Origin of the sequence: Pectinatus haikarae (genome assembly GCF_015732185.1) — a bacterium.
GTDB lineage: Bacteria > Bacillota > Negativicutes > Selenomonadales > Selenomonadaceae > Pectinatus > Pectinatus haikarae.
Window position 1 is genome coordinate 116,673 of the sequence record NZ_WIQM01000008.1, and the last position, 13,754, is coordinate 130,426.

Genomic DNA, 13,754 nt, shown 5'->3' on the forward strand with positions numbered 1-13,754 from the left:
GTATTTTTATGCAGTATTATTTTATTTTGCGTCAAAATGGTAAGCTGTTGTTGATTTATAAATATTCCCCGCCCTCAATACCGGAGTGACAAAGGATGGAATATTGACCGCATTGGGAAAATACTGGCTTTCAAAGCAGTATCCTGAACGTTTTTCCATTGGTGTGTTCTTCTTTCCCTTTACCGCCAGATCAAGGTAGTTGCCGGTATAAAATTGAAATCCCGGCAGCGTAGTATACACGGTCATGCTTATATTTGTTTTATTACTGTGTGTTCTGGCAATTTTTTTCAAATTACCATTATATTCAGGTACTACAAAATTATGATCATAGCCTCCTGCTTCCCTGATAGTTTCAAAATCCGCATCCCAGCCATTTTTAATAGGTCTGGCCTCATGCAGATCAAATGGTGTTCCCTTCACCGGTAAAATTTCACCGTGCGGTATTGAGTCCTTGTCGGCAGCAGTATACTCATCGGCAAACAGCTGTACTGTCTGTTCCCCAACATTGCCGCTGTCGTATCCTGAAAGGTTAAAATAGCTGTGATTAGTAGGATTGCAGAGAGTATCTTTTGTAGTATGTGCCTTATAATCCAATATCAATGTATTGCATTCGGTCAGCTTATAGCTTACATATATAGAAAGTTCTCCGGGATATCCTTCTTCTTTATCCGCACTTACATAGGAGAGCCTTATTTTATTGTTGTCCGCTGATTCGACTGTCCAGATTTTTTTATCAAACCCAACCTTACCGCCATGCAGATGATTTTTTCCGTTATTCAGATAAAGGTTGTACTCTTTCCCTTCTAAAATAAATCTGCCCTTTTCTATACGATTCCCTACTCTGCCTATAAGCGACCCTATATATGTATCCTGTCCTTCATAGCCGGAAACATTATCATACCCCAAAACGACATCTATTTTACCGTTTTCTGTCGGTACAAGTATTTTTTGTACGGCTCCGCCAAAAGTCGATACAGCGACCTGCATTCCGTTTTTATTCGTTATCGTATACAGTTCAGCTGCCTTACCATCACTTGTCTGCCCGAATGAACATTTTTCAATAGTCATTTTTCCGCCCCCATATATTTTTTGTAAACCTTTTCTTTAATAAAGAAAGCATACCACTTTTTTCTAAATTATGTCAATTCAATCTTTTCACTAAAACCTTTTTCATTATCTTTTATATCCTTTTTGCTTCATTCCTTAATATCAAGTGTGAACCTCCTTGATGTCAAGGAACTAAGCAAAAATAATCATCTCATTCCAATATCTGTTCAAGCGCATCCAGAAGAATATCATTTTCTTCACGCGTTTTTACGGCAATACGGATAAAATCATCGGATAATCCCGGATAATTGGCACAATCTCTTATAAGGATATTTTTCTCCAGCATTTTCCCGCAAAACTGCGCCGAAGTCATTTTCGTATCATGTATGTTGATAAGAATATAATTTACCGACGGTTTATAAATCTTCAGTTTTTTCATCTGACTCAGTTCATCATATAAATAATTTATTTCACTGCGGACATAGCTGCGGCTGCGGCGCTGATACGTTTTATCCAGCAGTGCGGCGATACCGGCACTCTGCGCCAGACAATTGACATTCCACGGATCTTTGCTCAAATGCATTCTTCTTATTACTTCCTTATCAGGACATGCCGCAAATCCCAGACGCAGTCCCGGCAGAGCAAAAAATTTTGTCAATGAGTGAAGAATTAACAGATTGTGGCATGTTTTTAAAAGAGGTTTTGCCGAAAATTCCTCTTTATTGCCGATAAAATCCACAAAGGATTCGTCTATGACGACGAAGCAGCTGTTTGCTTCCGCGTGTTCCACAATAAGTGTCAGGTCCTGTACAGTAAAAAGGGTTCCGGTAGGATTGTTCGGATTGCAAAGGAATAAAAGATTTTTATCCTTCATTGCAACGATCAGCTTTTGCAGCTGCGGTTCAAAGTTATCACTTTCTTTTAGGAAAAAATATTGAACATTGGCATTGACACTCTTTGCCGCTCTTTCATACTCACTGAAAGTCGGCGCAGGCAGCAATACATTTTTCGGCTCAAGAACGCGGCATAATATATACAGCAGCTCAACTGCGCCGTTTCCCATTATTATGCTTTCCGGATCAACATCATACAGCTGCCCTATTTTCTCTTTCAATAAAAACATATCAACATCAGGATAATGAATTATGTTTTCTATATTTTCTTCTACAGCCTGTCTTACCATTTTTCCGAGTCCCAGAGGATTGATATTGGCACTGAAATCAACCAGCTGCTGTTTTCCTGTTGTCGCACTGATCGCATGAACAGCCCCGCCGTGTTCAAATTGGTCTGGCATATACGCTGCGCTCCCTTCTATATTGCCTGTACAGTTAAAAATTCGTCAAATCGAATTTATTCTTTTTCCCCCGCCGTAAAAAAAACCGCCGGACACGAGTTCCGTAGAAAATAAATACGTTGTGTACGGACATCGTTTCCTGATTGCCTCCACACAGCCGCGCATCACTTCTGCATTCTCCCGTTCAGTAAATATAGCTCCGATCAAAGTACCGCTATGTGCTATATTGATCCCCGTTCCCTTATATTTTTTTACGATTTCAATTACATCGGCCAGATCTTCCTTATACAGAATATGCTGATTGGCAATGGCACTTATTGTCGTACCCGCCCCCAGCGCCTCTGCATCTTTATATTTTATGCCATACGCGACAAGCTCGAATGCTTTTTTTACCTGCTTTTCTTTTTCTTCGTTGAGCTGAGGCAATTCACCACGCTGGTTGAAGACAACGGTATCGACTTTTCCGCCGCAATCAAATACCAATATCTTTACAGGCGGCGGTTCCCCCAGATACTCCAATATATCGCCCGTTAGGTGATTGAACTTTACTATTCCTCTGCAAAACACGCCGTCAGTCGGTTCTATTTCTGCCGCCAGCTTTGCGATCTGCGCTTCTGTAGGATTTTTCCCTTGTAAAAGGGCTGCCGCCTTGCAAACAGCTGCTATATCGGCACTGCTGGAGGACATCCCCTTGCTTCTCAACAATTGGGAAGTAAGTCTGACGGCGATCTCCGCTTTATCAAGTGCAAATCTCTTGCATACCATATTAAGCGCATGTGCGGCTTTTTCCTTCAAAGCAATTTTTTCATTATGCTCTTTAACAGACGCAGCCGCTGTTGACCACATGTTGATTGGACAGGTAACGAGAAAAGGAATACCATCTGCCACACCCTGCACCAATTCCCCGCATGCTCCTGGCACCTTTACCGATACCGTCAAGCTCTCTCCCCCTGTCTTTTCCCTGTCAGGATTTAGTACTGTCCATAAATGAACGGTGTTTCAAAATCCTTAAAGCACGGTGCCGTCTTATCTTTTGCGGAAAATGTATATTCGCCGTTATTCCAGTTTTCCCATGTAATGCCGATATCGGGGTCATCATAAATGATGCTCCCTTCTGTTTCGGGCGCATAGTAATTATCCGCCTTATACTGTACTTCCACATCATTGCTGATCGTCACGAATCCATGGGCAAAACCACGCGGTACATAAAGCTGACGTTTATTTTCCGCTGACAGCTCCACAGCGATCCACTTTTTATATGTAGGCGATCCTTTACGTATGTCGACTGCAATATCCATCATTGCGCCGCTTGTACAGCGTACAAGTTTTGCCTGTGTCATTGGCGGATTTTGAAAATGCAGTCCCCTGAGCGTGCCTTTCGGTGCTGAATATGATTGATTATCCTGCACAAACTGAGCTTTTATGCCATATTTTTCCAAAACACGATAGGAATATGTTTCCATGAACCAGCCTCGATTATCGCCAAAAACTTTCGGTTCTATCAAATAAACATCTTTTAACTTCGTCTCTGTTACATTCATTTTTTCTAAGCTCCCTTTTCAAATCAGCGCCTATGCTGCAAAACAACGCTGCAGACATATTTTATCTGACACCCATCTGTACATATGATAATCCAAATTTTTCAAGTGTTTTCACTTTATACTGGTTACGCCCATCGAAGATATATTTTCCCTTCAGTCTGTTCTTGATTTCCATAAAATCCGGACTTTGAAATTCCTTCCATTCCGTTACCAAAACGAGTGCATCAGCTCCGTCCAAAGCATCATACTTATTGTCCGTATATGTAACAGCGATATCCTTAAGGTAAAATTCGCGCGCCATACCTGCTGCCTTAGGATCATATACTTTCACTTCAGCTCCGCGGGAAACCAGTTCGCGTATGAGAGATATAGACGGCGCTTCCCTCATATCATCCGTTCCCGGTTTAAAAGCCAGCCCCCATACGGCAAAAACCTTGCCTCTCAAATCATCGCCAAATATATTAACTACTTTTCTGCCAAGGACTTTCTTTTGATTTGCATTGACCTTCTCAACCGACTGCAAAAGTTCGGCTTCATAACCATATTCACTGCTTGTTTTGATCAAAGCCTGCACATCTTTTGGAAAACAGCTTCCGCCATAGCCGCATCCCGGATTTATAAAACTATACCCTATGCGCCGGTCGCTCCCTATGCCGTGACGCACTTTATTTACGTCGGCGCCGACACGTTCAGCAATATTGGCCACTTCATTTATAAAGGATATTTTTGTCGCCAGCATTGCATTGGCCGCATATTTTGTAAGCTCGGCGCTCTTCACATCCATGATTATAAAAACCTCTCTGGAGCGTATGAACGGTTCATAAAGTTCCTTCATCACTTCGATTGATGCCGGATTTTCCGATCCGATTATCACTCTGTCCGGTGTCATAAAATCGGCACAGGCATTTCCTTCCTTTAAAAATTCAGGATTTGATATTATATCAAATTTAAGCTCACTGTTCCGTTTTTTCAATTCTTCGGCGATAGCGCTTCTGACTCTTTCTCCCGTTCCTACCGGTACCGTCGATTTATCTACCACGTACATATCATGCACCATATTTCTGCCTATATCGCGCGCGGCTGCCAACACATAGCGAAGATCTGCGCTGCCGTCCTCACCCATTGGTGTCCCGACCGCAATAAAACAGACATTTGCTTTTTTCAGAGCTTCCCCTATATCAGTAGTAAACGCCAAATTTCCCCGTGCATGGTTATTTTTCACCATATCAGCAAGACCCGGTTCATAAATAGGAATATTGCCATTGCGCAGCTCATTTATTTTCTTTTCATTAACGTCCACACAAATAACATCATTACCGGTTTCTGCAAAGCACGTTCCCGTGACAAGTCCCACATATCCCGTGCCGATCATTGCTATTTTCAAAATAATCTTCTCCCCAAAACGATCCCTTTTCTCTTTTTGCAGCAGTTTCTCTATATTGTTACGCAAATAACAAACTATTCATGCTGATCCCATCGTCGGAATATATAAACCGCATACATAATCATTTAATCTATATTTTCCTATATTTATAGGAATTTTACAAGTGCTTTGATGAAATACGTAAATATCACAAAAAATGCAGCAAAAAATTTCATTCATAATAATTCGCAGAGGGCACTTTTCCAGTAATCTCTTTAAAAATATGTCAGCAAAAATATTGGTATTTTTATCTAAGAAAAATTACTCGGCAAAGTAAACTATTTATTCATGTACTGACTTCATAATAATTTTTTTAATTTTACACACAAGATTTGAGCAACATTTCTTTATTCCCCATACAAAAGACACGTAAACTTTGATATAATTAAAAGCATAATTCCAGTAAGAAGGGATAAAATATATTTTTAGCCTATCCCTGTCAGATTATAATATGCTAAAAAATTTATACTGTTTGGAGAGAATTGATGAACACTTACACATACAAAACAGCTGGCACATGTTCCAGCCAGATAAATATTGAGCTGGATGGCTCAATTATCAAAAATATTTCTTTTATCGGCGGATGCAATGGCAATTTGCAGGGCATCTCCAGTATTACCCGCGGCATGGATGCCAATGATGTGATTGCTCGTTTCGACGGCATAAAATGCGGGCCGCGCACTACTTCATGCCCTGATCAGCTTTCAAGAGCACTTAAAGCAGCTCTATCAGCAAAACATTAAAAAACTGTGCCTGTCTATATTTTTGGAAGGAAGTGAGTATTATTTTATTTGATTGCCACTCTCACACAAAATTTTCGGCTGATTCCGATATGAAAATCGAAGATGCGCTGAAAATCGCTCAAGCTATGGGTTTAGGTCTTATCACGACGGAGCATATTGATTTTGACTTCCCCGGTGATGATTTATATGAATTCGATGCGGCTGATTACTTTGCCCTTTACCGAAAATACCGTGAAACAAATCATTTTCTGCTCGGAGTCGAAATAGGAATGCAAGCGCAGACAGCTTTGCAAAGCGGTGAATTTATAAAAAAATCTCCTTTCGATATGGTCATAGTATCACAGCATATCATAGAAGGCTGCGACATATATTTTCCCGAATATTATCAGGGAAAATGTAAAAATGAAGCCTACGGCATATATCTGCAAACTATTGCGGATATGCTGACGGCACATCCTTTTGGTGATGTTTTAGGGCATATTGACTATATATGCCGCAAGGCACCTTATGAAGATAAACAGCTGCGTTATGATGAGTTTCCGTCTCACATAGACAAAATATGGCAGACGGCATTGTCCAATGATATAATACCGGAAGTTAATACCAGACGCTTTGCCGACAAAGAAGCTGTCTCTTCCCTCACATCTATTTATACACGTTACCATAATATGGGCGGACGTTATGCAACGATTGGCTCTGATGCCCATACTGCAGATGCAGTCGGTTATAAACTGGAAGAAGCTTCATGTTTCTTAAAAAACTGCGGCCTTATTCCTGTGTATTTTAAAAACCGACAGCCGGTTTTTATGCTATAAACATAAATTTTGCCCGATTCCGAAAGGGGATTCCGTATGAAAAATTTTTCCCAGAAAAACTTCAAGACATTATCTGCCGTATTATGCATTGCCCTCACCATGTCTTCTACCACTGTCACATTTGCGGATGCTGCCATAACGACCGGCACATCAGTTGTTTCCGCAGGTGACTCCATAGCCGGCAATGCACTGCAGGATAAGCTCTCCGCGTCCGAAAAGGCAATTTACGGCACACCGCAGACAGGTGCAATAATGGACAGACTGAATAAGCTTGAACGTGATTATTATGGTGAACATAAAAGCAGCAGCCTTTCTGCACGTATAGACAGTATTTACGGTCAGATATTCGATAATAACTACGCTCCTTCGGCAATAGCACAAATGAATGGCATAGAATGGACTTTAATGCATCAGGTGTCCATGCATTCTATCAGCCAGCGGCTTGCCGATTTAGAAAATACACTGTACGGCAAGGCAAAAGACGGTACTTTTTATAATCGCATGTTGTCTCTCGGCAGCGCTGCTTTCGGCACTTCACAGCAGGCCATTCCGCTCTCGCATACCCTGGTGCCAGCGAATACTCTGATAAAAATAAAACTTATCACTCCAATCAATTCGGAAACGATGAAAGCCAGCGACGAAATAAAGTATCAAATTGCCGAGGATGTCATATCTAACGGCAGCCTTGTTTTTGCTGCGGGAGGTCTCGGTGAAGGACATGTTACCAGTGTGCAGACGGCAAAAAATTTTGGTCGCGACGGCAAAGTCAATATTGATTTTGAACAGACACAGGCGTTTGACGGTACCATGGTCGAAACAATTCTGGGTGAAAAAGCAAAAGAAGAAATGAAATCTGAAGCCATGGCTGCCGGGGCCAGCATTGCCGGTATTGCTCTTCTCGGCCCTATCGGCATCGTCGGCGGACTCTTCGTCAAGGGAAAGAATATTGATTTGCCCGCGGGAACTGAACTTTTTATCCAAACCAAATCAGATATGACTCTCTATGGTGTAAAAACCAACGGTGCTTCAACAGACAACGCTCTTGTTTCTGCCGCTCAAACAGTCAGCCAGTCCAATTCGTCTTCAGAAGATATATTAAGCGAGCGCTCTGACAACAGCAATTCTTCGGCAGTGGCTTCAAATACAGCGACGCTCAGCCAATATAATTCCGGTTCGCAAAATGATCTGAAGGAACATCTATAATTTAAATAGATAAGGACCGATAACTGCCCTTTGCTCAATCGCATCCAAAGACAAAGGCTTGAATGGACATGTACGATCTGTCCATTCAAGCCTTTGTTTTATCTTATAAAAATAATCCCTGAATACGAAACAGCAGAACACCTGCCCGAATTTATAATACCTTTTTATATGCATTCTGCCGGCATTGCAATCAAAATGCTGACGTGGTATCTTAATGTTATTGGTTTTTATATTTTTTACTATATAATACCCGAGGATGATGTATTTTGATAAAAACATTTTTTATATTTTTGCCTGCCATTCTGCTGGCATATCTGATCATCACCAATATCAATTTTTCGGCAGGAAAACAGCTGCTGACGGATTTTATATCTCCGCAGGAAAAAACAAAATTAGTCAATATTGCCAATACTTCCAGCGGCTCTTTTCAAGATATAATTTATCATAACAGGCAATCTGCCTTCCCTTATCATGAACCATACGGCTCTGGGATTGGCATATATCCCGGCCGCGTGGTCTGGGCTCATGATCCGGCCAGTGTCCGATGGGATGGTAACGGCTATTGGTGGAATACAGAGCATTTCGATAAAAATGCAATCCTCCAGATGGTGGAAAAAAGTATAACCTCGCTCACAGGGACAAATAATGCCTCTGCCGGATGGAATATGCTTTTCACAAAGCATAATGAAATGCAGGGCATCCTGACAGGCTACACGCCGGGCCAGAAAATAGCCATAAAAGTAAATCTTAACGGCACATCCGAATACAGCGAAGACAGCTCGGGCAATACACAGATAAGTTATGCCAATCCAGTTTTATTAAAAGCAGTTTTAATATCATTAGCCGACAGTGCCGGTGTGCATCCTGAAGACATCTCAGTGTACGATGTCTCACGGATTTTTCCTAAATATATGATCGCCATGTGTACCGAGGGAAAACTTAATGGTATACATTTCATTGGCAGAGACAATGCCGCAGCCGACAAGAATACACCTCTGATCTGGTCGCAGAAGTTTGACGGCAGTGATGTTGTCAGCTATCTTCCGACAGTCGTGACAGAAGCATCCTATATTATCAATCTGGCCAATTTAAAGGGACACAGCTGGGGCATATCCCTGTGTGCTAAAAATAATTTTGGTTCATTTATGAACGACAACTATGTTCGCCCTCCTGTCGGCGCCAATCTTCATCCATTTATGACAGACAAAAAAATGGACGCCTACACGCCTTTGGTCGATTTGATGGCCAACAGTCAGCTGGGCGGTAAAACTATATTGTACATGCTTGACGCTCTGATAACCGCGCCCAGTGAAGAAGCCGCTGTTACAAGTGAAAATTCAAAATGGCAGCAATCTCCCTTCAATGGCAACTATGCCTCCAGTATATTTGTGTCGCAGGATCCCGTAGCCGTCGATTCCGTCGGTGCTGATTTTCTGATGAATGAACCCGCTATCCTCAGTGAAAATGGTGCGATACGTCATCACCCGGAAATAGAAAGCTATCTTCATGAAGCCGGTCAGGTGGCAGATGCACCGTCCGGAACCGTTTACTATGATGGAATGGGCCATGCAGTAAAGAATCTTGGTACCCATGAACACTGGGCAGATGAAAATGATAAAAATTACAGTCGCAATCGCGGCGGCAACAACGGTATTGAACTTATATATATTGATATGGCAAAATAACAGAAACAGCCTGTTGTTTTGCCATATTTTTATTTAAAATCAAATAACTATTTCATTTAAATAATTCAAAATTTCCTGCTTATTTTCAGTCTGAATCAGCTTAGAACGAAATGCAGAATCAATAAGTTTTCTTGACAGTTTTGCCAATATTTTCAAATGTACATCATCTGCGTTATTCGGAACGGCTATCATAAATATAAGATTTACCAGAGTTCCGTCAGAACTTTCAAAATCAATTCCTTTTCTGGAAACAGCCACTGCAACACGCGGTTTATTAACGGCATCTGTTTTTGCATGGGGAATGGCAATCCCGAACCCTATAGCGGTATTTGATACACCTTCCCGTTGCAAAATAGCCTGTTTATAACGATCTCTGTTATTTAGTATCCCGTCAGCCAACAGCATATTCATCATCTCATCAATTGCTTCCATCTTATTTTTGGCCGCTATATTAATATTTATTGTTTTCTCACTAAATAATTTCATTTTTGAATCTCCTTATACAGGTTTTCGTTTTGTTAACTTAAATGAAAATTGAGGCACCGAACCTTTCAATGGTACAATGTTTCTGCTAGAAAACACACCAATCGAAAGGACGATGCCTCATGCAGAAAATTATACCGATTGTATGCCCTAAATGCAACAATAATCACCATTTTCATAAGTTTGGCAAAGATAAATTCGGTAATCAAAAATATCGCTGCCTTGCTTGTAAACATCAATTTGCACCAGATGCTCTCCCCAGGGTCAGAGGTAAAAAGTATCCTCCTTGCCCTATGTGTGGAAAATCGTCTTTCTTGCATCACGATTATCGTGATTATTCTAACTTTCGTTGCTCTGATAAAAAATGTAATCATTCATTTTTTCAACCAAAATCAACTGCTACTTTGCCACCTTCTGTTTCTAAACTTTTTGGTAAATCCGATTTATCACGCATGCGTCATCCAGTTCATTTAATCATCACTGTTTTAACTCTTTTTTTCATAGGCAAAAGTTCTACTCGTAACATTTCTCTCATGCTTTATCAGCTCTACAGCATCAAGCTTTCTCATGTTACTGTTGCTGAGTGGTGCAAAAAATTCGCTCCGCTTTTTGATAATATTTCTTTAAAGCTCATACCTTCTATGAATTTCAATTCTGATGAATGGCATGCTGACGAAACAGTGGTTAAAATTGCTGGAAAGAAATACTACATCTGGTTCATCATCGATAGTGAAACCCGCTTTGTTCTTGGTTTTCATCTTTCACCACATCGTTCTTCTCCTCAGGCACATGCTTTATTTCAGCATGTTTCCCCTTTAGGTAATCCCAATGCCATTGTTAGCGATCGCTATAGTGCCTACAAGATTCCTACTAAGTGCTACTTTCCTCATGCTAAACACATTCGTGTCGAGAGCTTTAAGGACGATATTAGCAACAATCTTATCGAAGCTTTTAACAACCGTTTCAAGGCTTGGTATAAAACCAAACGTGGTTTTCATTCTTTTCACTCTGCTAATGCTACTATTTCTGTTTTTGTCTTCTTTTTCAACTTCATGCGCCCTCATACTGGTCTTAATCATTTAACTCCTGCTCAAGTTGCCGGAGCTAACTATAATCCCAATATGAAAAACTTGTTTTCTTTAGCAAGTTAATAAAATTTAGTGCTTTTCTACAGAAACATTAGCTATCTTTTCATTTTTACTTAACAAAGCCCAGGTTTTTTTCTGGTCAGTCCATATATCAATGCCCCTATAAGAGAACCAGCCAGAATACATATCACCCAAATAAATGGTTTATCTACCAGCGCCAATATCAAAAATCCCCCATGCGGTGCAGGCACCTGTATCTTCATACTATAGGTCAGTACGGCTGACACAGATGAGGCCAGCATCAATATGGGTAATACTGTAAGTGGTGATTTTGCCGCAAAGGGTATTGCGCCTTCGGTAATATGCGTACATCCCAGTATATAATTGACAAATCCGGCTGCCTTTTCATCCTTGGTAAATTTTCTAGGAAAAATGGTAACAGCAATTGCGATGACAAGCGGCGGCGTAATACACGCAGCTGAGACACCAGCCATAAAATAAAAGTTGCCCTGTCCAAGCAAAAGAGTTCCTGTCACATATGCTGCTTTATTTATCGGCCCTCCCATATCAAAAGCACTCATGCAGCCAATAACAATTCCCAAAAGTATAGGATTAGTATTCTGCAAATTAGATAAAAAGTCCATCATAAATTTATTAACTGCTGAAACAGGCCCCCCTAATAAGGCCATTATCACACCAATAACAGCGACGGTCACCAAAGGTATAAGAAAAATAGATTTTAATCCTTCAAATTCTTTTGGTAGTCCAGAGAGCATCTTTACCATCCACTTAGCAAAATATCCTGCCCCAAAACCTCCGATAATCCCACCAATAAAACCGGAACCGGTCGTCAACGCTATGGTTCCCGCAACAAATCCGGCAACAAGCCCGGGCCTGTTGGCAATAGAATTTGCTATATATGCTGTTAATATAGGCACCATCAATCCCATGGAGGCTCCGCCTACCGACTTAATCAATGCTGCAGTAGGATTATATTGATCCGAATTGGGATCAAAGGAATATATTCCCCATAAAAAAGAAACAGCCACCAAAACACCGCCGGCAACAACAAAGGGGATCATATTAGAAACACCGGCCATTAAGTGTTTATATATATTATGTCCTATAGATGGTTTACCATCAAAATTATCCGCAGCCGCGTCAAGAAAATTTTTTTCTCCGCCGCGGACAGCAGCCTTACCCGATATTGCTATTTTTATCAAAGCATCTGCCTTAGATATTCCATCGGATACCGGTACTTCTATTACTGCTTTTCCATTAAATCTTTCCATTTCAACATCTTTATCACATGCGATTATGATGCAGTCTGCGTCTGCTATCTCTTTTTCTGTCAGTTCATTTTCTACCCCGACAGCTCCATTTGTTTCAACTTTTATTTGGACTCCATTAGCTTTAGCCGCTTGTTCCAAAGCTTCAGCCGCCATAAAAGTATGCGCTATCCCTGTTGGGCAACCTGTAACCGCTAACAATTTTTTCATTTTATCTTTCCTTTCTTTATAATTCGTATATTTTGGATATATCTTCCCACGTTCTTCATATCGCCCAAAGCATTGCTTTCAGCGACATTAGCTCCTGTAGCTGCCGATTTCTTCATGGCATCTTCAATTCTTCCCCCATGCAGAAATTCGCTTAAAAAAGCTGCTAAAGCCGAATCTCCCGCACATGCTGAGCTGAGCAGCTTGATCTTCTGCGCTGTAGAAAAATAAATTTCATTGCCGTCTGTGAAGTATGCTCCTTTGTCTCCCATGGTCAGCAAAATATTTCTGGCACCCTGCTTGCTGAGACTGACCAAAGCTGCTGCTGCACTCTCATCGGAAATGATTTCATAGCCGAATATTTGCCTTGCCTCATCATCATTGGGTTTAATAAGAAACGGTTCATATTTGAGCAGTTCCTTTAAATAAGGTGAGCTTATATCCAGAATCAGCTTTATATATTTTTTTTTGCATATCCGAGCTATTTTGTCATAATACTCCTCATCCACTCCCGGCGGCAGGCTGCCGCTTATAGACAGATATTCACAGTCCGCCAGATTTTCTATCTTCCGCAGCAGTTCCCGCTGATTTTCCCCGGATACGAACGGTCCTTTATTGACAAATTTATACTCATCGTCTCCGTCGTTTAAAAACACATTTATCCTTGTGATATCGTCCACCCATACAGGTTCTGCTTCAACGCCGGCGTTTCGCAATTCCTCAATAATATATCTGCCGCTGAATCCTCCGAAAAAACCCATTACAACCGATTTATACCCAAAATGCTTTAATACCAGCGATACATTTACGCCCTTGCCGTTTGGTGTATATACCGGAGACCACGTTCTGTTTACATAATTTTTCCTGATATTGCTTCCGGTAATATTAAAATCAATCGCAGGATTCATAGTTAAAGTATAAATCATCTAATATTCT

Annotated in this window: 13 protein-coding genes; 5 read left to right on the top strand and 8 right to left on the bottom strand. The window is 40.9% G+C overall.

Going from position 1 to position 13,754, the window contains the following annotated elements:
- Positions 1-21 precede the first annotated feature (21 nt).
- From I6758_RS04800 to I6758_RS04820, 5 genes are all read right to left on the bottom strand, one after another.
- A complete protein-coding gene (locus I6758_RS04800) occupies positions 22-1,068 on the bottom strand; it encodes an aldose epimerase family protein (RefSeq protein ID WP_196604070.1) in 1,047 nt (348 codons plus the stop codon).
- 190 nt (positions 1,069-1,258) lie between these two features.
- Entirely contained in the window at positions 1,259-2,341 is a 1,083-nt protein-coding gene (gene cobD, locus I6758_RS04805) for a threonine-phosphate decarboxylase CobD (RefSeq protein ID WP_196604071.1), read from the bottom strand.
- A 45-nt stretch (positions 2,342-2,386) separates the two neighbouring features.
- Complete coding sequence (locus I6758_RS04810) at positions 2,387-3,280, bottom strand: GHMP family kinase ATP-binding protein (protein ID WP_196604072.1); 894 nt, start codon at positions 3,278-3,280, stop codon at positions 2,387-2,389.
- A 32-nt stretch (positions 3,281-3,312) separates the two neighbouring features.
- On the bottom strand, positions 3,313-3,882 hold the full coding sequence (gene rfbC / locus I6758_RS04815) for a dTDP-4-dehydrorhamnose 3,5-epimerase (protein ID WP_196604073.1): 570 nt from the start codon (positions 3,880-3,882) through the stop codon (positions 3,313-3,315).
- A gap of 61 nt (positions 3,883-3,943) precedes the next feature.
- Positions 3,944-5,266 carry a UDP-glucose dehydrogenase family protein gene (locus I6758_RS04820; protein ID WP_196604074.1) on the bottom strand — a complete coding sequence of 441 codons (1,323 nt, stop codon included), beginning with the start codon at positions 5,264-5,266 and terminating at the stop codon, positions 3,944-3,946.
- Between the two features lie 524 nt (positions 5,267-5,790).
- Between I6758_RS04820 and I6758_RS04825 the strand changes: the two genes are divergently transcribed.
- The 4 genes from I6758_RS04825 to I6758_RS04840 all read left to right on the top strand — a co-directional run bounded on the left by I6758_RS04825 (position 5,791) and on the right by I6758_RS04840 (position 9,751).
- On the top strand, positions 5,791-6,048 hold the full coding sequence (locus tag I6758_RS04825) for a TIGR03905 family TSCPD domain-containing protein (RefSeq protein ID WP_196604075.1): 258 nt from the start codon (positions 5,791-5,793) through the stop codon (positions 6,046-6,048).
- Positions 6,049-6,080: 32 nt separating this feature from the next.
- On the top strand, positions 6,081-6,863 hold the full coding sequence (locus tag I6758_RS04830) for a histidinol-phosphatase HisJ family protein (RefSeq protein WP_196604076.1): 783 nt from the start codon (positions 6,081-6,083) through the stop codon (positions 6,861-6,863).
- 36 nt (positions 6,864-6,899) lie between these two features.
- Complete coding sequence (locus I6758_RS04835; RefSeq protein ID WP_231038517.1) at positions 6,900-8,066, top strand: hypothetical protein; 1,167 nt, start codon at positions 6,900-6,902, stop codon at positions 8,064-8,066.
- Positions 8,067-8,332: 266 nt separating this feature from the next.
- On the top strand, positions 8,333-9,751 hold the full coding sequence (locus I6758_RS04840; RefSeq protein WP_196604077.1) for a DUF362 domain-containing protein: 1,419 nt from the start codon (positions 8,333-8,335) through the stop codon (positions 9,749-9,751).
- Between the two features lie 39 nt (positions 9,752-9,790).
- On the opposite strand, the gene I6758_RS04845 is transcribed toward I6758_RS04840, so the two are convergent.
- On the bottom strand, positions 9,791-10,237 hold the full coding sequence (locus tag I6758_RS04845; protein WP_196604078.1) for a PTS sugar transporter subunit IIA: 447 nt from the start codon (positions 10,235-10,237) through the stop codon (positions 9,791-9,793).
- A gap of 119 nt (positions 10,238-10,356) precedes the next feature.
- Here I6758_RS04845 and I6758_RS04850 point away from each other — a divergent pair, with 119 nt between their 5' ends.
- The gene (locus tag I6758_RS04850; RefSeq protein WP_196604079.1) at positions 10,357-11,385 is read left to right on the top strand and encodes an IS6 family transposase; all 1,029 of its coding nucleotides are present in this window, start codon (positions 10,357-10,359) and stop codon (positions 11,383-11,385) included.
- A 50-nt stretch (positions 11,386-11,435) separates the two neighbouring features.
- On the opposite strand, the gene I6758_RS04855 is transcribed toward I6758_RS04850, so the two are convergent.
- Positions 11,436-12,821 carry a PTS fructose transporter subunit IIC gene (locus tag I6758_RS04855; RefSeq protein WP_196604080.1) on the bottom strand — a complete coding sequence of 462 codons (1,386 nt, stop codon included), beginning with the start codon at positions 12,819-12,821 and terminating at the stop codon, positions 11,436-11,438.
- On the bottom strand, positions 12,818-13,744 hold the full coding sequence (locus I6758_RS04860; RefSeq protein WP_196604081.1) for a 1-phosphofructokinase family hexose kinase: 927 nt from the start codon (positions 13,742-13,744) through the stop codon (positions 12,818-12,820). The genes I6758_RS04855 and I6758_RS04860 overlap by 4 nt, the downstream gene beginning before the upstream one ends.
- Positions 13,745-13,754: the final 10 nt, after the last annotated feature.

Bases quoted from the DNA above. Each gene is read 5' to 3' on its own strand.
- I6758_RS04800 (WP_196604070.1), bottom strand. From the start codon at position 1,068: ATGACTATTGAAAAATGTTCATTCGGGCAGACAAGTGATGGTAAGGCA.
- cobD (WP_196604071.1), bottom strand. From the start codon at position 2,341: ATGCCAGACCAATTTGAACACGGCGGGGCTGTTCATGCGATCAGTGCG.
- rfbC (WP_196604073.1), bottom strand. From the start codon at position 3,882: ATGAATGTAACAGAGACGAAGTTAAAAGATGTTTATTTGATAGAACCG.
- I6758_RS04825 (WP_196604075.1), top strand. From the start codon at position 5,791: ATGAACACTTACACATACAAAACAGCTGGCACATGTTCCAGCCAGATA.
- I6758_RS04835 (WP_231038517.1), top strand. From the start codon at position 6,900: ATGAAAAATTTTTCCCAGAAAAACTTCAAGACATTATCTGCCGTATTA.
- I6758_RS04845 (WP_196604078.1), bottom strand. From the start codon at position 10,237: ATGAAATTATTTAGTGAGAAAACAATAAATATTAATATAGCGGCCAAA.
- I6758_RS04850 (WP_196604079.1), top strand. From the start codon at position 10,357: ATGCAGAAAATTATACCGATTGTATGCCCTAAATGCAACAATAATCAC.
- I6758_RS04855 (WP_196604080.1), bottom strand. From the start codon at position 12,821: ATGAAAAAATTGTTAGCGGTTACAGGTTGCCCAACAGGGATAGCGCAT.
- I6758_RS04860 (WP_196604081.1), bottom strand. From the start codon at position 13,744: ATGATTTATACTTTAACTATGAATCCTGCGATTGATTTTAATATTACC.